This is a genomic window from Paraplanobispora takensis, assembly GCF_016863195.1.
Taxonomy (GTDB): Bacteria; Actinomycetota; Actinomycetes; order Streptosporangiales; family Streptosporangiaceae; genus Planobispora; species Planobispora takensis.
The window spans coordinates 78,654-99,847 of the sequence record NZ_BOOK01000048.1; the positions used below are offsets into that span (position 1 = coordinate 78,654).

Here is a 21,194-nt window from a genome sequence, read left to right on the forward strand (position 1 = left end):
GGTCGTGCTGGAGGGGCGTGCTAGAGGTGGAGCGGCCGGTACTTCCGCGGGCCGTAGAGGTCGTCGAGGAGCTCGTCGAGTTCGGCGAGCAGGCGCCAGGCGTCGTGCGGGGGACTCAGCAGACTCCCCCGTACGAAGGCGCGCATCGGTGCGGGCAGATGGTGCGTGTCACCGTCCGGCCCGCCCATGAGCGCGGCGACGCAGCGGGTGGCCAGGCGGATGTCGAGGGCCGCGGTGGCCGGCTCCCCGGCGAGCGCGCCGGGCGGGTAGTCGTCGCGGTGCCGGGAGACCAGGGCGGTCAGCGGGCTGCCGACCGGGACCGACAGGCTCCAGTCGACGAGGATCAGCCCGTGCTCGATCGGGTGGACCAGCACGTGGTGGCCGAAGACGGCGCCGTGCACGATCCCGGCCCGGTGGGCGGTGCCGATCGCGACCAGCAGCCGCCGCCAGATCCACGCCGCGTCCCGGGGGTCCAGCCGCGGGCGGCGGCGGGAGATCTCGGTCAGCGTCAGGAAACCGTCCGGCGCCCGGCTGATCACGTTGGCCTGCCGCTCCGTCCCGTCCGAGCGGTGCCGGAAGGACTCCACCAGCCGCGGCACGTACGGCAGGAGCAGCGGGTCGCCCTCGCGCTCGACGGTCCGGAGCGTCTCGGCCTCGCGCCGCATCAGGTCGTTGTCGGCCGGGCTGCGGGGCAGCTTGACGAGGGTGTCGCCGTCGGTCCGGTAGAGCACGGCCGTGGCCCCGCGTCGCAGGACCCCGCCGAGACGGTAGGTCCCCCGCCTGGTGGTGATCACCGTCTCGCCGTCCCGTTCCCCGCCGGGCCCGCCGCCCCGCTCTCCGCCCGCGCTCCCGTGGCGGGCGGAGGAGGCGCGGTCCGAGGCGGCGGCCCCGCCCGGCCCGGGGGCGGAACGGGTGGAGGTGGGACGGATGGGGGCGGAACGGGCGGCCCACAGCCCGGCCAGCCTGACGAAGGCCGCGGTGGCCTCCGCGCCGGGGGCCAGGTCGGGGTGGAGGAGCCGGGCGAGCCGGCGGTAGACGGTGCCCGGCGCGTCGCCGCCGAACAGGTCGTGCGGGGCCCCGGCCGCGTTGACCAGGGCGATCGCCTCGTCCGTCGTCGTCGTCGCCCGCCTCGCCGCCCGCCCGGTGTCGGCCGGGTCCCGTCCCGGCCCGGTCGCGGCGTTCACCGGATCTCCTCCTCCCGCTCCGGTCGCAGCAGAGCGGGGTGGAGGAGCCGGGCGTCTCCGGCGCGGTAGAGCTTGGCCCGGGGCCCGCCCCGGGCGCCGCCGCTCTCGGTGGTCTCGCCGGTGCCCTCGACGAACCCCGGAACCGAGAGGATCTTCCGGTGGAAGTTGCCCGCGTGCAGCGGGACCCCCCACACGCTCTCGTAGACCCGGCGCAGCTCGGAGATCGTGAAGGTCTCGCCCACGAACGCGGTGGCCAGCGGGGTGTACTCCAGCTTGGCCCGCGCCCGCTCCAGGGCGTGGCCCAGGATGCGCTCGTGGTCGAAGGCGAGCTTCGGCAGGTTGTCGATGCCGTACCACGCGGCGTCGGCGGCGTCGGAGCCCGCCCGGGGGTCGGGCAGGTCCGGGGCGAAGGCCAGATAGGACACCGAGACGATCCGCATCCGGGGGTCCCGGTCCGGCGCGCCGTAGCTGGCCAGCTGCTCGATGTGGACCCGGTCGGTCATCCCGGTCTCCTCCGACAGCTCCCGCAGCGCGGCCTGGTCCAGGTCCTCGCCCGGCCGGATGAACCCGCCCGGCAGCGCCCACCGCCCCGCGTAGGGCGGTTCGCCCCGCTCGACCAGGAGAACGTGCAGCACGCCCCCGATGATCGTGAGCGCCACGACGTCGACCGTCACGGCGACCGCCGGATAGGCCCGCGGATCGTAGCCGGCCAGGTATTCACTCTCACTCATCGCCTGTCCTTCTCAAACTGAGACAATCTCAGTATGAGAAGGACTTGAGGCCCTGTCAATCCGCAGTTTCGGTGGCGATGTGTAACGCAAATCACTCATGTCGATCGCCCACCCGCCGACCGGTGGTGTGTCGTAACAGGTCGGAAGGTCAGAGCGTGATCAATCTTCGGAACACCCCCATCCTGGCGAAGCTGGCCGTGCTCGCCATGGTCGCCGTCATCGGAGTCCTCGCCGTGGGGGTGAGCAGGTTCGCGGACATCGAGCCGACCGAGCTCGCCGCACGCAAGGCGAAGGTCCAGAGCCTGGTGGAGTCGGCGCGCTCGGTCGTGGAGAGCTACCACGAGCAGGCCGCGAAGGGCGTCCTCACCGAGGAGCAGGCGAAGGCGGCCGCGCTGACCGCGGTGAAGGCGATGCGTTACGGCGGGGGCGACTACTTCTGGATCAACGACATGGGCCCCGTGATGGTCATGCACCCGATCAAGCCCGAGCTGGACGGCAAGGACCTGTCGGGCAACGCCGACCCCGACGGCAAGCTGCTGTTCGTCGAGTTCGTCAAGGTGGTGCGGGCCCAGGGCGCGGGCTTCGTCGAGTACCAGTGGCCCAAGCCCGGCAAGGAGGAGCCCGTCGCCAAGCTGTCGTACGTCGCGGGCTTCCAGCCGTGGGGATGGGTCATCGGCACCGGCATCTACGTCGACGACATGCAGGCGACCGTCCTGGACAAGGAGCGGAGCACCGTCCTTCAGACCGGCGCGGTCGTGGGCGCCGTGCTCGTCGTGCTCGTCCTGGTCGGACTGGGCATCTCCCGGCCGGTACGGGCCCTGACCGCCGCGACCCGCAAGCTCGCCGACGGCGACTCCGACGTGACGCTGCCGCCGGCCTCGCGTGACGAGATCGGCCGGATGGCCGCCGCCCTCGGCGTGCTGCGCGACGACCTCGCCGGCAAGCAGGTTCTGGAGCGCGAGCACGGGGAACTGCGGGCACGGGCGGAGGAGGAGCGCCGCCGCTCCGTCGAGACGCTCGCCACCCGGCTGGAGGCGACGGTCTCGACGGTCGTCGCCCGCCTCGACGAGGCGGTCCTGGCCATGCGGGACGGCGCGGCGGAACTGGGCACCACCACCGGCGGGCTGACCGAGACCGTGCGCGAGATCTCCCACCTGGCCGAGCAGTCGAGCGCGACGGCGGCGCAGGCGGCCACCGAGACGGCCAGCGCCGGCGGCACGGTCAACGGCCTCACCGCGGCGGCCGAGACCATCGGCGGCGTGGTGGAGGTGATCCGGCGGGTCGCGGCCCAGACCAACCTGCTGGCGCTCAACGCCACCATCGAGGCGGCCAGGGCGGGCGACATCGGCAAGGGCTTCGCCGTGGTGGCCAACGAGGTCAAGGAGCTGGCGCAGCAGAGCTCGCAGGCCACCGACGAGATCGCGCGCGAGATCGAGGCGATCCAGCACACCTCCCAGGGCGCCGCGCAGGTCATCGACCGCATGGCCCACGCCGTGCGCAGCCTCGGCACCAGCACCGGGGAGGTCGCCGCGGCGATCGCGGGTGAGAACGGGGACGCGCAGAACGTGAGCGTGCGGCACTCGGCCGAGGCGACCGGCCGGGTGGCCGCCCGGATCGAGAGCCTGTCGGCGGACCTCGCCGCCGAGGCGGGCCGCCTGCAGTCGGAGTTCTCCCGGCTCCTGGCCGAGATGCGGCACTGACGACACCCGCCGCCCGGCCCGAGGCCGAAGCCCGGGTCGTCCACCGCGCGGGCCGTACCGGCACCGGCCGCCGGGGATCTCACAGGGTTCTCCCGGCCCGTTCTCCCGGCCCGGCGGGACCGTGGAGGAGGGGAATGGAGAGAGGGCGGCCCCGTGTGGCACACGGGACCGCCCTCTCATCGCCTACCTGCCGCGGGAGCAGGTGACCTTTCTCAGAACGCGTCCTCCGGCAGCTCCATGAGCTCCTGGTCGGTGGCGGCCATGATGCGGCGCTCGGCGGCCAGCCTGGGCAGGACGGTCTGGGTGAAGAAGGAGGCGGCCGCGACCTTGCCGGTGTAGAAGGCCTTGTCCGTGTCGGACTCGCCCAGGGCCTTCAGGGCGATCTCGGCCTGGCGCAGGAGCAGCCAGCCGATCACCAGGTCGCCCAGGGCGAGCAGGAACCGGGTGGTGTTGAGGCCGACCTTGTAGACCTCGGCCGGGGTCTCCAGCGAGCCGAGCGCCCAGCCGGCCATGGTGTCGGCCATGGCCTTGACCTCGTCGGCGGCCTCGTCGAGGAGCTTGCGCTCCTCCTTCAGCCGGCCGTTGCCGGCCTCGGAGGCGGCGAAGGCCTTGACGTCGGTGTAGAGCGAGCCGAGGGCGACGCCCTGGTTGCGCAGGACCTTGCGGAAGAACAGGTCCAGGCCCTGGATCGCGGTGGTGCCCTCGTAGAGGGAGTCGATCTTGGCGTCCCGGATGTACTGCTCGATCGGGTACTCCTGCAGATAGCCGGAGCCGCCGAAGGTCTGCAGCGAGCGGGCGAGCATCTCGTAGGAGCGCTCGGAGCCGACGCCCTTGACCAGCGGGAGCAGCAGGTCGTTCATCGCCTCGGCGTGCTCGTCCCGGCGGCCCTCGAACTCGGCGATCTGCACCGCGTCCTGGTAGGTGGCGGTCAGCAGGACCAGCGCCCGCATGCCCTCGGCGTAGGCCTTCTGCAGCATCAGCTCGCGGCGCACGTCCGGGTGGTGGGTGATGGTCACGCGCGGGGCGGACTTGTCGGCCATCTGGGTCAGGTCGGCGCCCTGGACGCGGGACTTGGCGTACTCCAGCGCGTTCAGGTAGCCGGTGGACAGCGTGGCGATGGCCTTCGTGCCGACCATCATGCGGGCCTGCTCGATGACCATGAACATCTGCTTGATGCCCTCGTGCACGTCGCCGACCAGGGTGCCGATCGCCGGGTGCTTGTCGCCGAAGGTGAGCTCGCAGGTCGTGGAGACCTTCAGGCCCATCTTCTTCTCGACGTTGGTGACGTAGACGCCGTTGCGCTCGCCGAGCTCGCCGGTCTCCAGGTCCACGTGGTACTTCGGCACCAGGAACATCGACAGGCCCTTGGTGCCGGGGCCGTGGCCCTCGGGGCGGGCCAGCACCAGGTGGAAGATGTTCTCGGCCATGTCGTGCTCGGCGCTGGTGATGAAGCGCTTGACGCCCTCGATGTGCCAGGTGCCGTCGGGCTGCTGCACGGCCCTGGTACGGCCGGCGCCCACGTCGGAGCCCGCGTCGGGCTCGGTGAGCACCATGGTGGAGCCCCACTGCCGCTCGATGGCCGTCTCGGCGAAGCGCTTCTGCTCGTCGTTGCCGATGGTGTGCAGGATGTGGGCGAAGCCGGGACCGCTGGAGTACATCCAGATCGCCGGGTTGGCGCCCAGGATCAGCTCGGCCAGCGCCCAGGCCACGCTGCGCGGCACACCGGGGCCGCCCAGCTCGACGGGCAGGTCGAGGTTGGTCCAGCCGGCGTCGCGGAAGGCGGCGTACGACTTCTTGAAGCCCGCGGGCATGGTCACCGAGCCGGTCGCCGCGTCGAAGACCGGCGGGGTGCGGTCGCCCTCCTCGAAGGAGTCGGCGAGCACGCCGGTGGCCATGCGGTTGAGCTCGTCGAGCATGCTGCGGACGATGTCCTCGTCCAGCTCGGCGTAGCGGCCGGTGCCCAGGATGTCCCGGCGTCCGAGCATCTCGAAGAGATTGAACTCCAGGTCACGGATGTTGCTCTTGTAGTGGCCCATGGGGTCTGCTCCTTGGAACGGGCGAGCTGGGACTCGGGACGTACTGGTGAGTAACCTTACCTGGAATGCTACCCGCCGGTAACCCCTAGAAAACAGCAGGCATAGGGGCGTTTGTCACATGTCCTGAGGGAAGAGCGATCACATGGCGCTTCCCCCGCTCCGCCCGGCTGGCCTCCCGGACCCCCAGCCGCTGCGGAAGGTGCTGGGCCCGGGAGTCATCGCGGCGGGGGTCGGCCTCGCCTCCGGGGAGTTCGTCCTGTGGCCCTACATCTCCGCCAACGTCGGCCTGGTCTTCCTGTGGGCGGCGGTGGTCGGCGTGGTCGCCCAGTACTTCCTCAACATGGAGATCGAGCGCTACACGCTCGCCACCGGTGAGACCGCCCTGGCCGGGTTCAGCCGCCTGTGGCGGCACTGGGGCCTGATCTTCGCCCTCATGGCGGTGCTGGCCAACATCTGGCCCGGCTGGGCCACCAGCTCGGCCACCGTGCTCACCTACGCCGTCGGCGGGGGAGACGTCACCGTCATCGCCGTGGTCGAGCTGCTGCTGATCGGCGCGGCGCTCACGCTGTCCCCGGTCATCTACCGGACCGTGGAGGCGACCCAGTTCATCAAGGTCGGCGCGGTCATCGTCTTCCTGGTGATCGCTCTGTTCCTGGCCATCACCGGGGACGCCTACCGCGGGCTGGGGGAGGCGGTCACCCACGTCGGCCAGGTCCCCGCCCAGCTCGGCGCGGCCCTGGTGCTGGGCGCCATGGCCTTCGCCGGAGCCGGCGGAGGGCAGAACCTCGTGCAGAGCAACTGGATCCGCGACAAGAACATGGGCATGGGCGCGCGGATCCCGCGCCTGGTCTCGCCGGTGACGGGGGAGGACCAGGCCGCCCCGGCCACCGGGTACGTCTTCGAGCCCGACGAGGCCAACATGGCCCGCTGGCGCGGCTGGTGGCGGGTGGCCAACATCGAGCAGCTGGTCTCGTTCGTGGCCATCACGATCTTCACGATCTTCCTGATGTCGATGCTGGCGTACTCCACCGTCTTCGGGGCCGACACCGCCAGCAACGTGACCTTCCTCAAGACCGAGGGCGAGGTGCTCAACCAGCGGCTGTCGTGGTTCGGCACCTTCTTCTGGTCGATCGGCGCCCTCTCGCTCTTCGCGGCCAGCATGGGCATCTGCGACTACGTCGGCAGGATGGTCGCCGACATCGTCAAGACCGTCTATCTGCCGAACAGCATGCGATGGACCGAGAGCCGCGTCTACACCCTCGTCGTCTGGTTCATCGTGCTCTTCGGCATCGCGATGCTCACGATCGGCTTCGACCAGCCGATCACGCTGCTGGTGATCTCCGCGAGCGTCGGCGGGATCATGATGTTCATGTACTCCGCTCTGCTGGCGATCATCAACCGCAAGCTGATCCCCGAGCAGATCCGGATCCGCGGCTACCGCCTGGTGATCGTGCTGCTGGTCTTCGCCTTCTTCGGGTACTTCTCGGTGCTGACGCTGATCGACCAGGTGGGCAAGCTCTTCTAGGCTCGTCGCATGGACGGGCTGGATCGTCGCGTGGACGGGCTGGACGGGCTGAGCGAGCGCTGGCGGGCGGACCTCGCCGGATGGGGCATCCCTCCCGAGATCGCGGCGAAGGCGCCGGCCGATCCGTGGGCGCACTCGCCCGCGCGCTTCGCCGAGCGCACCGCCCGCGCGCTGGCGGATCCGGAGGGACCGACCCTGGCGAGGATCGCCGAGGCCCTGCCGCAGGACGGCAGGGTCCTGGACGTCGGCGCGGGCACCGGGGCGGCCTCCCTGCCGCTGGCCGCCGCCGCGGGGACCCCGGTGCCGCCGGCCGGTACCGGGGACTGCGGAGCGCCGCCCGCGGGGGCCGGGAGTCTCGGCGAGCTGGTCGCGGTGGACACCTCGGAGGGGATGCTGGCCGAGCTGGCCTCCCGGGCCGCGGCCCTGGGCGTGCCCACGCGGGTGATCCGGGGTCGCTGGCCCGACGTCGCGGGGCAGGCCCCGGTGGCCGACGTCGCGGTGGCCGCCCACGTCGTCTACAACGTGCCGGACCTGGTCCCCTTCCTGACCGGGCTGACCGCCCACGCCCGCCGCCGGGTCGTCCTGGAACTGCCGTACCGCCACCCGATGAGCTGGCTCAACCCGCTGTGGGCCCACTTCCACGGCGTCGTACGCCCGCAGCGGCCCACGGCCGACGACGTCGCCGCCATCGCCGAGGCTCTGGGGTACGACGTCCGGCGGACGGAGCGGCTGGCCCCGCTGAGCCGGTTCGCGGACATGGACGCGCTGGCCGAGAGCGCCTGCCGCAGGCTGTGCCTCGACCCCGGCCGGGCGCAGGAGGTCGTCGCGGCCGTGACGGCGCTGGACATGTGGCCGGTGCCGCGGGAGCGGTGGATCACTCTGTGGTGGGAGCCGGCGTCATGAGGCGTGACATAACCGGCCTAAGCGTTTAGGGGGTTACGTAACCGTCTTGACGGTTTAGACGGTGTCGCGATTGGGTGTGCCCATGATTGAGATCCACTACGTGACCTTCGACTGCGCGCAGCCGTACGAGCTGGCGACCTTCTGGCGCGACGCCGCGGGCTTGGAGTTCCACCCGGCCACGGGCGAGGAGGACGACGAGGTCCTCCTCCTCGGCCCGATCAATCTGCTCTTCATCAAGGTTCCCGAGGGCAAGAGCGTCAAGAACCGCGTCCACGTGGACGTCACCGGTTCCGACGACAGCACGCGCGACCAGGAGGTGGAGCGGCTGCTCGGGCTCGGGGCCACGGTTCAGGCCGACCGCCGCAAGCCCGACGGCGGCGGCTGGGTCACCATGCTCGACCCCGAGGGCAACGAGTTCTGCGTCTGCCAGGGCAAGGCCGAGCTGGAGGCCGTCAAGGCCGGGGCGGGGCAGGCCTGACCGCCGGACGGCGGGGCCCGGGAGCGGCGCTCAGCGGCCGGGCGGCAGGGAGGCCTGTCCCCGGCCCCGCAGGACCAGCGCCAGCACCGCGGTGATCAGATAGACCGCGACGCCGCCCTGGACCGCGTCCAGGGCCGCGCTGAACGGGCCCTCGCCGTCGATGACGAGCTGCACCGGATACATCAGTACGGCGGCGCCGAGCGAGGGGTAGAGCGAGAACCGCCACGGGTGGCGCAGCGCCCACTGCCTGGCCTGCCGGGTCACCCGGTCGCCGGTGTTGGGCCTGGCGATCGCGCCGATGGCGGCGATCAGTGAGAAGAGGCTGACACCCAGGCACAGCGCCCAGGTCACATCGGCGCTGCCCGGCAGCAGCCAGCCCATGCCGACGCTGGCCGCCGCCACCGCGCCACCGGTCACCGCGGCCGTCTTCCAGGGCGCTCCGTGCAGGGCCGCGCCGGCGAGGGACATCTCGTCACGTCGAGTCAGTTCGTCTTTCATGACATCAGGGTGCCTGCGGCGACCCCCCGCCCACATCGGGGACGAACCCTGGTTCTTACCCCGGCAGATCCACTCGGACCTCAGGGTTTCCCGCCCCGCGTCACGTCCGGGGAAAGCAATCCTCCGCAAACCCTCCGAAACTCCTTCGGTCAGCCGATGGGAGGGACACAGCGCCTGCGCAGTCGTCCACGGAAGGCTCCGCGCACGGCATTTCCAGCTCATGGAGGAGCTTTCCTGTGAACATCTCTGTTTCCTCGCGCTTCGGCATGCCCCGCCGGCGTCGTGCGGTCTCCCTGCTCGCGGCGGCCGCCCTCACCTCCGGCGCGCTGGCGGCCACCGCGGCCCCCGCCTCCGCCGTCCCCGTCCCCGCCTGCGCCACCCCCGGATTCGCCCCCGCGGTCACCTACGCCACCGCGAACATGGTGCTCTTCGCGGCGACGGCCGACTTCAACGCCGACCACAAGACCGACCTCGCGACGTACGGACACGGCGGCGGCGACATCGAGGTGCTGACCGGCAACGGCGACGGGACCTTCGACCCGGCTGTGGGCGCCGACCCCGGCATGGCCTCGGCGAGCCGCCTCGCCACCGGCGACATCACCTCCGACCTGGACAGCAGCATCGACATCGTCGTGGCGGACTCCGCGAGCGGTACGGTCCGGGTCCTGCCCGGCAACGGCGACGGGACCTTCGGCGCGGCCATCACCACCCCGACGATTCTGAACGCCTCGATGGTCATCCCGGGTGACTTCGACAACGACGACCGGCTCGACGTGCTGGTGACCAGCGGCAGCAACGACAACTCGATCATGCTCGGCAACGGCGACGGCACCTTCCAGGCGCCGGTTCCCACCGGCTTCACGGGATACGCGCCCCTCGCCGCCGTGGCCGACTTCGACGGCGACGGCGACGACGACGTGGCGTTCGGCGACGGCAGCATGATGGGCACCAACGGGATCGCGGTCTTCCCCAGCAACGGCGACGGCAGCTTCGGCCTCTCCACCGCCTACGGCGCGGGAACGAGCGCCCTGTTCGTCTTCACGGCCGACTTCAACGGCGACAACGAGGCCGACCTGATCTCCAGCGGCCTGGGCGACGGAATGGTGCTGCTCGGCAATGGCGACGGCACCTTCCAGAGCGCGCTTCCCTACACCGGGAACGGCGGCCTGGGGTGGCCCACGCTGGGCGACTACAACGGCGACGGGAAGACGGACGCCGCCTTCACATCCCCGATGGGCGGCTCGCTGCTGCTCGGCAAGGGCGACGGCACCTTCCAGGCGCCCGTCTCCTTCAACGCGGGCAGCATGGGACTGGACATGGTCAGCGGCCGCTTCAACGCCGACAACCGGAGCGACCTGGCGACGTCGAGCGGGCTGTCGCAGGGTGTCTCGGTCCTGCTGGCCGACTGCGGCACTTCCGTGGCTCCCAAGCCGGTCGTCAAGCCCAAGCCGGTCGTCAAGCCCAAGCCTGCGGTCAAGCCCAAGCCGGCCGTCAAGAAGTGGAAGACGAAGGTCAAGCTGGAGAAGCCGAAGCTGAAGAAGGTGAAGGCCATCCGCGGCGGCGGCGTCAAGTAAGCGCCCCGCTCCACGGCGACACGCCCCTCCCGGCTCCCGGCGAGGGGCGTGTCGCCGTATTGGCTAGGTTGAGCGGCATGTCAGTGGAATTCCGCCCCGCCCGCCTCGACGACCTCCCGCACATCGTGGCCATGATCGCCGACGACTCCATCGCCGCCGCCCGGACCGGGACGTACGGCAGGGAGCACCGCGAGGCGTTCGAGGCCATCGAGGCCGACCCGAACAACGAGCTGATCGTGGCCGAGCGGGAAGGCGAGGTGGTCGGCACCATGCAGCTGACCTACATCCCGGGGATCTCCCGGCGCGGCTCCCTGCGCCTGCAGATCGAGGCCGTCCGGATCGCCGCGTCCCTGCGCGGGCAGGGGCTCGGCGGGACCATGATGCGCTGGGCGATCGAGCGGGGCCGCGAGCGCGGCTGCACGGTGGTCCAGCTCACCACCGACAAGCGGCGCGGGGACGCCCACCGCTTCTACGACTCCCTGGGCTTCGTCGCCTCCCACGAGGGCTTCAAGCTCACACTGGAGTGACCTCGACGAAATTGTCGTGATAGACCGCGCCGCGTCCCATGTCGGCGTCGCGCTCCTCCACCACGGCGTTGACCGTGGCGCCCCCCGGGCTGAGCTTGCGCCAGTGCCCCTTGGTGGAGGCCACCACGCCGGGCCGTACCTTCCGGCTGATCTCCACCTCGGCCTCGAAGGCTCCGGTGGCGTTGAACACCCGCACCCGCTGCCCGTCGGTCAGCTCCCGGTCCAGGGCGTCCTGCGGGTTCACCAAGACCCGCGGCCCCTTGGCGCGGCGCAGCAGCTCGGGGTTGTTGCCGAAGGTCGAGTTGAGGAAGGTGTGGGCGGCCGGGGTCACCAGCGTCAGCGGGTACGGCCCGTCCGGGGCCGAGGCCGTGTGCGGGGGCACGTAGGCCGGTCCCTTCGGGAAGCGCAGGCGCCCCGAGGGCGTGGGGAAGCCTTCGGTGAACGGCACGAACGGCTGCGCCACGTTGAGCCGGACCCAGCCCTCCTTGCGCAGCCGGTCCACCGTGATCCCGTTCAGGGACGGATGCCCGGAGGAGAGCAGCTGCTCGGCCAGCTCCAGGTCGGAGTCGAACAGCGACGGCTCGGTCAGGCCCATGTGCCGGGCCAGGCGGCGGAAGGTCTGGGTGGTGGACAGGCACTCGCCCGGCGGTTCCACGGCCGGCTCGTTCCACAGCAGGTACATGTGCCCGTATCCCGCGTGCAGGTCCATGTGCTCGATCTGCATGGTCGCGGGCAGGACGATGTCGGCGTAGTCCACCGTGTCGGTCGCGAACTGCTCCATCACGACCGTGAACAGGTCCTCCCGCAGGAGCCTGTCGCGGACGCGGTTCTGGTCGGAGGTGGAGGCCATCGGGTTGGCCATGTAGACCCACAGGCACTTGACCGACTCGTCCAGCCCCTCGGCCAGCCGGGTCATGACCAGCGTCCGCACCGGCTTCGCCAGCAGGTCCTCGCGGGTGTCGACGTTCAGGTTGACGTGACCGCTGGTGGAGTAGGCGATCCCGCCGCCGGGATGACGCCAGTCACCGGTCACCCCGGGGATCGCGGACAGCGCGCGCAGCGCGGCGCCGCCGCCCGCGTGCCGCTGGATGCCCATCGTGGCGCGGATGCCGGTGGGCCGGGTGCGCGCCAGGCGCAGCCCCAGGGCGCGGATGTCCGCCTCGGGCAGGCCGGTGATCCCGGCCACGCGCTCCGGGGTGTGGCGCAGGATCTCCTCGCGGAACTCCTCCCAGTTCTCCGTGTGGCGGGCGATGTAGTCGCGGTCCTCGGCGCCCTCCTCCAGGACGACGTGGAGCAGGCCGAGCGCCAGCGCCGCGTCGGTGCCCGGCCGGATCGGCAGGTGCTGGTCGGCCTGCTCGGCGGTGCGGGTGCGGATCGGGTCGATCGCCACCACGTACGCCCCGGCCGCGCGGGCGTCCTGGATGAACTTCCACAGGTGGTGCCCGCTGGTCAGGGTGTTGGTGCCCCACAGCAGGATCAGCTTCGACAGGGCGAAGGTCTCGGGATCCATGCCGGCCGGGGTGCCGTTGGTGTGGTACAGCCCGACGTTGCCGGCGGTCGAGCAGATGTTCAGGAAGTGCCGCGAAGCGCCCAGGACGTTCCAGAACCGCCGTCCCGCGATGCCCTCGGCGCCCTGCACGTAGCCCAGGTTGCCGGTGCCGACGTAGGGCCAGATCGCCTCGCCGCCGTGCTCGTCGACGATCGCGCGCAGCCGTACGGAGATCTCCTCCAGGGCCTCGTCCCAGGAGATCCGCTCGAACCGGCCCGACCCCTTGGGGCCGACCCGCCGCATCGGATACAGGATGCGGTCGGCGGCCCCGGCGTGCTCCAGATAGCGGTTGACCTTCACGCAGAGAGCGCCGCGCGTGTAGGGGTGGTCGGGGTTGCCGCGCATGCCGACGGCCCGGCCGTCCTTGACCGTGACGACCCACGAGCACGTGTCCGGACAATCCAGGGGGCATGCCCCCAGAACCCGCAATTCACCCTGCATGCCTCGACTTTACCCGGGCAGGTCCGCGGCGTAGGCGTATGCGAAGGTCGCGGCGGCGATCGCACCGGTGTTCACCGTCAGGGCCGTTGCGTCGATGTTGCCGATGTCGTCGCACGCCTGGTGATAGCACGGGTCGTAGGCCGTCCCCGCCGTGCCGCCGAACCTCCGGGCCTCCTCGGCGGTCTTGATGCCCTCGGCGCCGGTGTCCAGGCCGCCCGCCGGGATGCCGGCCGCGATGAAGGGGCCGTAGTCGGAGCGGCCGGTGAAGTCGGTGCCGGTGTACGGCAGGCCGGCGGCCGTGTAGTACGACTCGAAGAACTTCTCGATCTCGTCCGAGCCGGGCGGGCCGGCCGGGGACCCGACCGCGTCGGAGTCGTCGCCGTCGTAGACGGCGTAGACGTAGTTGGGAGAGGCGATCATGTCGAAGTTCAGATACATCTTGATCTTCGCCTTCTCCTCGGGGGGAAGGCCGGTCACATAGTGCTGGGACCCGAGCAGGCCGAGCTCCTCCGCGCCCCAGAAGGCGAAGCGCAGCCGGTTCACGGTGGGCAGCATGGCCGCCTTCAGCGCCGTCTCCAGTACGGCCGCGCTGCCCGAGCCGTTGTCGTTGATCCCCGGACCCTCGGTGACGCCGTCCAGGTGCGCGCCCACCATGACGACCTTCGACGGGTCGCCCCGGCGGCTCTCGGCCAGCACGTTGCGGGTCTTGCGCCTCAGGTCGCTCTCGGTGTCCGCGGCCAGGGAGACCGTCGTCCCGGGCGCGGACAGCTCCTGGCCGATCGCGAAGGTGGTCCCGAGGACGGGGATGCGCGTGTTCGGCGCGCCGAGGTTGCCGCGCAGCAGGCGGCGGCGGTCGGCGTCGCCCTCGCCCTCCTGGCCCTCGTTGAAGATGATCACGCCTCCGGCCCCGGCGGCCTGGGCGTTCTCGGCCTTGACCTGGAAGGTGCAGGTGCCGCGCTGGATCAGCGCGATGTCACCCGGGGGGAACCCGGCGAAGTCGCCCGCCTCGCACCCGGAGGTGGAGGTGTTGACCTCACCCGGCGGCAGGGTGAGGTCCACGGGCCGCACGGCGGCGGTGACCCGGCCCGAGCCGGAGTACACCATGGTCGTGAAGTCCGTGTCGCGCGTGTAGACCTTCGGCTGGGGCGAGACCCTGCTCATGGTGGTCTCGGTGATCTCCCGGAAGAACGGGAACTCGAACTCCTGCAGGGTGACCGCGTACCCGGCCCTGCGCAGCCGGCCGGCCACGTAGGCGGCCGAGGCGTCGTATCCGGAGGTGCCCGCGGCGCGGGTCCCGCCGTTGGCGTCGGCGATCTCCTGGAACGTCTGCAGGTGCCGCCTGACGAAGGGGGCCGTGACCATCCGGCGGCGCAGTACGGGATCGGGGACGACGGCCCGGGCGATCCGCGCGGCCCGCAGGGCCTGCACCGCCCGTACGGCCTGCACGGCCCGTACGACCGGTGGCACCGAGGCCGACACGACCGGGGATGCCGGGGCCGGTACGGCGGGCAGGGCCGGGACCGGGGCGGACAGGGCCACGGCCGACGCCGCGGCGAGAACGGCCGGCAGAGCCAGGTACGCGCGAGTGCGCATGCGAGAACTCCTCTGACTCCATCGGAGAGGGAAAGCCCCCGCGACCACGTCAGGCGGGGTACGGAGCCAGCCTGACAGGCGCCACCTCGGTCGATCCAATCGCCGTGACGGGAGGAAAGGTCAATTCTCCATCTCGGAGAGATACGCGATGTTGGCCATGTCCTCCTCGTCGGTGCTGGGAGCGCCGTCGAACCAGGCGTCCAGGATCTCCCCCAGAAGCGGGACCGAGGTGAGCCGCAGACTGAGGGCCAGCACGTTGGCGTCGTTCCATTTGCGCGCCCCGGCCGCGGTCGCCGCGTCCACGCACAGCGCCGCGCGCACGCCGGGCACCTTGTTCGCCGCGATCGACGCCCCGGTCCCGGTCCAGCAGCACACGACCGCCTGGTCGGCGGCCCCCTCGGCCACGTCACGGGCCGCCCTCGCGCAGCACCACGCCCAGTCGGCCCGCTCGCCGGAAACGGCGCCGCGGGCGATGACCGTGTGCCCCCGCCCCTCCAGTTCGGAGACCAGAACGGGCGCCACGCCGTCAAGACTGTCGGAGGCCAGTGAGATGCGCATGACTTCATTGTGGACACTGGAGGGAAAGATCAGTGATGCACCTGTAATACGAAACGGGCAGAATCGCTCCCAGTGAAGGACACCAAGGAACGCGACGAGACGACGACCGGCGGCAGGCCGCCGGCCGGGGATGACCCCGTCGTACTCGTCGTCGAGCCGCTGCTCCCGCAGCGCATCCGCCGTCCCTCGGACGCCCTGCGGTTCCTGGCCACCCTGGCGGCCCTGGCCGCGGTCATCCTGCTCGCGCTGGTGGCGAAGAAGACGCTCAACGGGCTGGAGGCCGACGTGGCCGACGGCACCAAGCGCGTGCCGTTCCTGCTGAGCGGCCTGGTCGGCGTGCTGGGCGGAGTCGCCATGCTCGGCATCCCCACCGCCTACGCGGTGGAGCGGGTGCTCCACCGCGACGGTCTGCGCGTGGCGGAGGGACTGTTCGCGGCCATCGCCGGGATGGTGCTGTCCTTCGTCCTGGGCGAGTGGATCCTCACCGCAGGTCCCGAGGACCTGCGGCTGCTGCTCACCGGCGGCAGAACCGGGGTCGAGCCGATCAACACCCTGCTCACCTCGGTCATCGCCTACGTCACGGCGATGCGCATCTCCCGCCGCCCCACCTGGCGCGCGGCCCTGTGGACGGCCGTCGGGGTCAACGCGGTCGCGCTGTTCGCCGGCCTGGCCGCCACCGTCCTGGGCATCATCGTCTCGATCCTCGTCGGCCTCGCGGTCGGGTTCGCCACGCTGTACGGCATCGGCAGCCCCAACACCCGCCCGCCGGGCAGCGCGATCGTCGCCGCGGTCCGCAAGCTGGGCTTCCACCCGGTCAAGGCCCGCAGGCTGGAGGACGACCACCAGGGCAGCCGCAGATACGCCATCGGCCTGAGGGACGGCGAACGCCTCGACGTCACCGTCCTCGACCGCGACCGCCAGGTCGCCGGCCTGCTCTACCGCCTCTGGCGCCGGATCCGGCTCAACTCCGAGACCCGCCGCCGGGCCATCCGCTCGCTCCGCGCCGAGCTGGAGCGCGAGGCCCTGATGGCCTACGCCACGCAGGCCGCCGGGGTCGGCAGTCCCCGGCTGGTCGGCACCAGCGAGATCGGCGCCGAGGCCGCGCTGCTCGTCTACGAGCACACCGGCACCCGCGCGCTGGCCGACATCCCCGACGAGGAGATCGACGACCACCTGCTCGCCCAGATCTGGGAGCAGGTCCTGCTCCTGCAGGTCCAGCGGCTGGCCCACCGCAGGCTGACCGGCGACAGCATCCACGTCGACAACGAGGGCCGGGTCGTCCTGATGGACGCCCGCAGCGGCGAGATCGCCGCCGGCGACCTGCTGCTGCGCCTCGACATCGCCCAGCTGCTCACCTACCTCAGCCTGCGGGTCGGCGCCGAGCGCTCGGTCCGCGCCGCGGCGGCCGTGACCGGGGCGAACACGCTGGCCGCCGCGATGCCGCTGCTGCAGCGCATCGCCCTCACCCGCGAGACCAGGGCGGCCCTGAACAAGGACAACAAGGAACTGCTGACCGCGATCCGCGAGGAGATCGTCGCCCTCGAACCCAAGGCCGAGGCCGAGGAGGTCCGGCTGGAGCGGTTCCGCCCGCGGACCCTCGTCACGATCATCGCCAGTGCCTTCGCCGCCTACTTCGTGGTGTACTACCTGACCCAGCTCAACCTGAACATCATCACCTCGGCGAAGTGGGGCTGGACGGGGGCGGCCTTCGCCGCCGCGATGCTGAGCTACGTGGCCGCCGCGCTGATGCTGATGGGCTTCGTGCCGGAGAAGCTCCCGCTGGGCCACACCGTGCTCGCGCAGTTCGCCGGGTCGTTCGTCAAGCTGGTCGCCCCGGCCGCGGTGGGCGGCGTCGCCATCAACACCCGCTATCTGCAGAAGCGCGGGATCCCGCCGGGCCAGGCGATGGCCAGCGTGGGCGCCTCCCAGTTCGTCGGCCTGGCCTTCCACATCGGGCTGCTGCTGCTGTTCGCCTACATCACCGGATCCGGCACGGCCGAGTCCTTCACCCCGTCGCGCACGCTGGTGTTCGTGCTGCTGGCCGTGGCCGTGCTGATCGTCTTCGTCGTGGGCATCCCGAAGCTGCGGCGGATGGTCACCTCACGCCTGCGCTCGCTGTTCTCCGGCGTCGTCCCCCGGCTGCTGGACGTGCTCCAGTCCCCCCGGAAGATCGCCGAGGGGTTCACCGGCACCCTGCTGCTGACGATCTTCTTCGTCGTCTGCCTCGACTCCTGCGTCCGGGCCTTCGGCGGATCCCTCAACTTCGCCGCCGTCGCCGTGGTCTTCCTCGCCGGCAACGCCATCGGATCGGCCGCCCCGACCCCCGGCGGCCTGGGCGCGGTGGAGGCCGCCCTCATCGGCGGCCTCACCCTCGCCGGCCTGCCGCAGGGGATCGCCACCCCCGCGGTGCTGCTGTTCCGGCTGCTCACCTTCTGGCTCCCGGTCCTGCCGGGGTGGGCCTCGTTCACCTACCTGCAGCGCAACGAGGCCCTGTGAGCTCCCGGGTCCTCAGACCGCCCGTCCTCAGACCGCCCAGAGGTTGACGCCGGCCTCGACCGCGTCCTTGTCGATCGCCGCCAGTTCCTCGGAGGTGAACGAGAGGTTCCCCACCGCCGCGAGGCTGTTCTCCAACTGCGCCACACTGCTCGCGCCGATCAGCACCGAGGTCACCCGCCTGTCGCGCAGCGCCCAGGCCAGGGCCATCTGCGCCAGCGACTGGCCGCGCGCCGCCGCGATCTCGTTGAGGGTGCGGATGTGCCGCATGGTCTCCTCGGTGAGCATCTCCGGCTTGAGGAAGTGCCCCAGCGACGCGCGCGACCCCTCCGGGATCCCGTCGAGATAGCGGTCGGTCAGCATGCCCTGGGCCAGCGGCGAGAACGCGATGCAGCCCACGCCCTCGTCCTGCAGCACGTCCAGCAGCCCGCCCTCGATCCACCGGTTCAGCATCGAGTAGGACGGCTGGTGGATCAGCAGCGGCGTGCCCATCTCACGCAGGATCCGCGCCGCCTCGGCGGTCTGCTCGGGCGAGTAGGACGAGATCCCGGCGTACAGCGCCCTGCCGGAGCGCACCGCGTGGTCCAGCGCGCCCATCGTCTCCTCCAGCGGCGTGTCCGGATCGAACCGATGGCTGTAGAAGATGTCGACGTAGTCCAGGCCCATCCGCTTGAGCGACTGGTCCAGGCTGGCCAGCAGGTACTTGCGCGAACCCCACTCGCCGTACGGCCCGGGCCACATGTCGTAGCCCGCCTTGGTCGAGATGACCAGCTCGTCGCGGTAGGAGGCGAAGTCCTCGCGGAAGTGCCGCCCGAAGTTGGTCTCCGCCGAGCCGTACGGCGGGCCGTAGTTGTTGGCCAGGTCGAAGTGGGTCACTCCGAGGTCGAAGGCCCGGCGCAGGATGTCCCGCTGGACCCCGAAGGGCTTGTCGTCGCCGAAGTTGTGCCACAGCCCCAGCGAGACCGCGGGCAGCCTGAGCCCGCTCCTGCCCACCCTGTTGTAGGGCTGCCGCCCGTCGTAGCGGTCGGCGGCGGCGATGTATGTCACTGCGTCACCTTCGATGTGTCGAGAATCCAGGAGAGGGTGAAGGCCTCCTCACGCCAGGAGTCGTACCTGCCGCTGCGGCCGCCGTGCCCGGCGCCCATCTCCGTCTTGAGCAGGAACGGCCCGCCCTGGGCGACCTCGCGGAGCCTGGCGACCCACTTGGCGGGCTCGTGATAGAGGACCCGGGTGTCGTTGAGGCTCGTGATCGCCAGGATCGGCGGGTAGACCTTCCCGCTCACGTTCTCATAGGGCGAGTACGACTTCATGTAGTGGTACACGTCCGGGTTGTGCAGGGGATCGCCCCACTCGTCCCACTCGATGACGGTGAGCGGGAGCGACGGGTCGAGGATCGAGGTCAGCGGGTCCACGAACGGCACCTCGGCGACCACGCCCGCGAACAGCTCCGGCGCGAGGTTGGCGATCGCGCCCATCAGCAGCCCGCCGGCCGAGCCGCCGCGCGCGACCACGCTGGAGGACCAGCCGGTGGCCTTGAGGTGCTCGGCGCAGGCGACGAAGTCGGTGAAGGTGTTCTTCTTGTGCTGGAACTTGCCGTCCTCGTACCACCTGCGGCCCATCTCGCCGCCGCCCCTGACATGGGCGATGGCGAAGACGAAGCCCCGGTCGAGCAGGCTCAGCCTGGCCACCGAGAACGACGGGTCGATCGAGATCTCGTAGCTGCCGTAGCCGTACAGGACGGTGGGCGCCGGCCGCTCGGTGCCCTTCCTGACCGCGATCGAGATCGGGACGCGGGTGCCGTCCGAGGCGGTGGCCCACTCGCGGAACTGCTCGTAGTCGCCGGGGTCGTAGCCGCCGAGCACGGGCTTGCGCTTGAGCAGGATCAGCTCCCTGCTCCGCAGGTCGAAGTCGTAGACCGAGGGCGGCGTGATCATGCTGGTGTAGCCGAGGCGGAGGCGGCCGGTGACGAACTCGGGGTTGCCCGAGGGGGCCACGTCGTAGATCGGCTCGGGGAAGGGGATCTCGTACGCCGCCGCCAGGAGCGCGTCACGGTCGGTGCCGCCCTCCGTGGGCAGCACGCGGATGCCGGTGAGGCCGTCCCGGCGGAAGTGCACCACGATGTGGCTCGCGAACGCCTCGACGTCGAGCAGGCGGGTGTCCTGGCGGTGCTCGATCAGCGGCGTCCAGGTGCCGGGGTCGTCGATCGGGGCCGTGGCCACCTCGAAGTTCTCGGCGTTGCGGTTGTGCAGGACCAGGAAGCGGTCGCCCGCGTGGTCGATGCCGTACTCGACGCCGGTCTTGCGGGGCCGTACGACGCGGAACCCGCCGGTCGGGTCGTCCGCCTCCAGGATGCGGATCTCGCTGGTGATCTTGCTCCCGGCGGAGAGGACGAGGTAGCGCTCGCTGCGGGTCAGGCCGATGCCGATCCAGAACCGCTCGTCGGTCTCCTCGTAGACGAGGACGTCGTCGGCGGCCGGGGTGCCGATCACGTGCCGGTGGACCTTGTCGGGCCGCCAGGCCTCGTCGACCGTCGTGTAGAAGAACGTGCTGCCGTCGGCCGCCCAGGCGCCGCCGTAGAAGATGCCGGGGATCTCGTCGGGGAGGGTCTCGCCGGTGACGAGGTTCTTCACCTTCAGGGTGAAGCGCTCGTCGCCGGTGAAGTTGACGGAGTAGGCCAGGAGGGTGCCGTCCGGGCTGACCGCGCTGGTGCCGATGGCGAAGAAGTCGCTGTCGCCGGCCAGCTCGTTGCCGTCGAGCAGGATCTGCTCGCCGGGCAGTGACTCCTCGGCCTTCAGGTCGGGCGGGGTCTCCCCGTCGGCGGGCACCCGGCACTGGATGCCGTACTGCTTGCCCTCCTCGGTCCGGGAGTAGTACCACCAGTCACCCTTGCGGGTGGGGACGGACAGGTCGGTCTCCAGCGTCCGGCCCTTGATCTCCTGGAAGATCGTCTCCTGCAGGGGCTTCAGGTGGGCGGTCGTGTGCTGGGTGTAGGCGTTCTCAGCTTCGAGATGGGCGATGGTCTCCGGGTCGTCCTTGGCCATCAGCCACGCGTAGTCATCGACCACGGTGTCCCCGTGGTGCACCCGCTCGCTGGGAACCTTCTTCGCCGTAGGCGGCGTCTCGATGCTCACTCGCCGAGTCTATGTTTCCGGTCCCGCCGGTTCCGGATGAGCCGGAACGCCGTGCCGGTGGGTTTCGCGGTTCTGTCCCGAGTGGTCATCGGGGACTGCTAATCTTTTGACGTCGCCAAGATCCGGCGCAAACCACTCCATTCACTCCGGTGACTTCGATGTGGGCTGCCCTGTGCTTGTCGACAACCCCTTGAAACCAACGGTTCCGGAGATCGGTTCGCAGAACTGCTCAATGGCTGGTAAGTTCGAGGGGTTGCCTCGGAGACGGGGCAG

The 21,194-nt window shown here is 70.9% G+C and carries 16 protein-coding genes; 7 read left to right on the forward strand and 9 right to left on the reverse strand.

Translation table 11 applies throughout. From position 1 onward, the window contains the following. Positions 1–20: 20 nt before the first annotated feature. On the reverse strand, positions 21–1,184 hold the full coding sequence (locus Pta02_RS31195; protein ID WP_203878558.1) for a lipopolysaccharide kinase InaA family protein: 1,164 nt from the start codon (positions 1,182–1,184) through the stop codon (positions 21–23). Next, positions 1,181–1,915 (reverse strand): NUDIX hydrolase, encoded by a 735-nt coding sequence (locus Pta02_RS31200; protein ID WP_203878559.1) that lies wholly within the window; start codon positions 1,913–1,915, stop codon positions 1,181–1,183. Before Pta02_RS31200 ends, Pta02_RS31195 begins: the two co-directional genes overlap by 4 nt. Before the next feature lie 155 nt (positions 1,916–2,070). Here Pta02_RS31200 and Pta02_RS31205 point away from each other — a divergent pair, with 155 nt between their 5' ends. Then, complete coding sequence (locus tag Pta02_RS31205) at positions 2,071–3,615, forward strand: cache domain-containing protein (RefSeq protein ID WP_203878560.1); 1,545 nt, start codon at positions 2,071–2,073, stop codon at positions 3,613–3,615. 212 nt (positions 3,616–3,827) lie between these two features. On the opposite strand, the gene Pta02_RS31210 is transcribed toward Pta02_RS31205, so the two are convergent. Further along, positions 3,828–5,651 carry an acyl-CoA dehydrogenase gene (locus Pta02_RS31210; RefSeq protein WP_203878561.1) on the reverse strand — a complete coding sequence of 608 codons (1,824 nt, stop codon included), beginning with the start codon at positions 5,649–5,651 and terminating at the stop codon, positions 3,828–3,830. Between the two features lie 142 nt (positions 5,652–5,793). Here Pta02_RS31210 and Pta02_RS31215 point away from each other — a divergent pair, with 142 nt between their 5' ends. The 3 genes from Pta02_RS31215 (at position 5,794) to Pta02_RS31225 (ending at position 8,557) form a co-directional block, all read left to right on the forward strand. Further along, positions 5,794–7,176: an Nramp family divalent metal transporter gene (locus Pta02_RS31215; protein WP_203878562.1), complete on the forward strand. Its 1,383-nt coding sequence runs from the start codon at positions 5,794–5,796 to the stop codon at positions 7,174–7,176. 9 nt (positions 7,177–7,185) lie between these two features. Next, a complete protein-coding gene (locus tag Pta02_RS31220) occupies positions 7,186–8,079 on the forward strand; it encodes a class I SAM-dependent methyltransferase (RefSeq protein WP_239131360.1) in 894 nt (297 codons plus the stop codon). Between the two features lie 82 nt (positions 8,080–8,161). Beyond that, positions 8,162–8,557: a VOC family protein gene (locus Pta02_RS31225; protein WP_203878563.1), complete on the forward strand. Its 396-nt coding sequence runs from the start codon at positions 8,162–8,164 to the stop codon at positions 8,555–8,557. 30 nt (positions 8,558–8,587) lie between these two features. Here the strand turns inward: Pta02_RS31225 and Pta02_RS31230 are convergent, their stop codons facing one another. Beyond that, positions 8,588–9,055, reverse strand: a complete 468-nt coding sequence (locus Pta02_RS31230; protein WP_203878564.1) for a hypothetical protein — start codon at positions 9,053–9,055, stop codon at positions 8,588–8,590. A 236-nt stretch (positions 9,056–9,291) separates the two neighbouring features. Here Pta02_RS31230 and Pta02_RS31235 point away from each other — a divergent pair, with 236 nt between their 5' ends. Beyond that, the gene (locus Pta02_RS31235) at positions 9,292–10,629 is read left to right on the forward strand and encodes an FG-GAP repeat domain-containing protein (RefSeq protein ID WP_203878565.1); all 1,338 of its coding nucleotides are present in this window, start codon (positions 9,292–9,294) and stop codon (positions 10,627–10,629) included. A gap of 77 nt (positions 10,630–10,706) precedes the next feature. Then, positions 10,707–11,156 carry a GNAT family N-acetyltransferase gene (locus Pta02_RS31240; RefSeq protein ID WP_203878566.1) on the forward strand — a complete coding sequence of 150 codons (450 nt, stop codon included), beginning with the start codon at positions 10,707–10,709 and terminating at the stop codon, positions 11,154–11,156. Here the strand turns inward: Pta02_RS31240 and Pta02_RS31245 are convergent. From Pta02_RS31245 to Pta02_RS31255, 3 genes are all read right to left on the reverse strand, one after another. Next, positions 11,143–13,146, reverse strand: a complete 2,004-nt coding sequence (locus Pta02_RS31245; RefSeq protein ID WP_203878567.1) for a molybdopterin-containing oxidoreductase family protein — start codon at positions 13,144–13,146, stop codon at positions 11,143–11,145. The genes Pta02_RS31240 and Pta02_RS31245 overlap by 14 nt on opposite strands. 9 nt (positions 13,147–13,155) lie before the next feature. Continuing rightward, complete coding sequence (locus tag Pta02_RS31250; protein ID WP_239131361.1) at positions 13,156–14,739, reverse strand: M28 family metallopeptidase; 1,584 nt, start codon at positions 14,737–14,739, stop codon at positions 13,156–13,158. Positions 14,740–14,859: 120 nt separating this feature from the next. Next, positions 14,860–15,297 (reverse strand): RpiB/LacA/LacB family sugar-phosphate isomerase, encoded by a 438-nt coding sequence (locus Pta02_RS31255; protein WP_203878568.1) that lies wholly within the window; start codon positions 15,295–15,297, stop codon positions 14,860–14,862. 72 nt (positions 15,298–15,369) lie between these two features. Here Pta02_RS31255 and Pta02_RS31260 point away from each other — a divergent pair, with 72 nt between their 5' ends. After that, positions 15,370–17,793 (forward strand): lysylphosphatidylglycerol synthase transmembrane domain-containing protein, encoded by a 2,424-nt coding sequence (locus tag Pta02_RS31260; protein WP_203878569.1) that lies wholly within the window; start codon positions 15,370–15,372, stop codon positions 17,791–17,793. A 27-nt stretch (positions 17,794–17,820) separates the two neighbouring features. Here Pta02_RS31260 and mgrA read toward each other — a convergent pair whose 3' ends face one another. Together mgrA and Pta02_RS31270 are read right to left on the reverse strand one after the other, a co-directional pair. Then, on the reverse strand, positions 17,821–18,837 hold the full coding sequence (gene mgrA, locus Pta02_RS31265; RefSeq protein WP_203878570.1) for an L-glyceraldehyde 3-phosphate reductase: 1,017 nt from the start codon (positions 18,835–18,837) through the stop codon (positions 17,821–17,823). After that, positions 18,834–20,921: a S9 family peptidase gene (locus tag Pta02_RS31270; protein ID WP_203878571.1), complete on the reverse strand. Its 2,088-nt coding sequence runs from the start codon at positions 20,919–20,921 to the stop codon at positions 18,834–18,836. Before Pta02_RS31270 ends, mgrA begins: the two co-directional genes overlap by 4 nt. Between the last annotated feature and the right edge of the window lie 273 nt (positions 20,922–21,194).